At 42.2% G+C, this 320-nt stretch carries 1 protein-coding gene; it reads right to left on the bottom strand.

Annotation, left to right across the window (positions count from 1 at the left end; genetic code table 11):
* Positions 1–320 (bottom strand): Mu transposase domain-containing protein (locus H5187_RS25300; RefSeq protein ID WP_409072567.1); only part of this gene is annotated, 320 nt, incomplete at both ends.

Below are 320 nucleotides of genomic sequence, written 5' to 3'. Positions count from 1 at the left end.
ACTGAGCTGTAACTCAACAACTTGGTGGGTATACTCTCCAATACTTAATGCCCATGAGCGTAAATTTATCGGTGACTGCTCATGCTGTTTTTGATGCGCCAGAGGCATATGATGAGGCTGTGTTGTATGCCCACCTAAACGATGTGAGCGCGGATGCTGTGCGATTAAGGTATCGTCATGATAAAGCTGTACTAGCTGATTGGTTATGTGTGCGCGTAATTGTTTCTTAACCCACTGATACGGCACACTGTAATAATGTTTCTCTATTTCAACATGATAATCAATGTGTACTCGCACCGTTTTGATTTGTGTATAGTGAT

Origin of the sequence: Pseudoalteromonas sp. SG44-1 (genome assembly GCF_014164315.1) — a bacterium.
Taxonomy (GTDB): Bacteria; Pseudomonadota; Gammaproteobacteria; order Enterobacterales; family Alteromonadaceae; genus Pseudoalteromonas; species Pseudoalteromonas rhizosphaerae.
The sequence above is the reverse complement of the archived record's forward strand: the minus strand, read 5'-3'. Positions and strand labels throughout refer to the sequence as shown.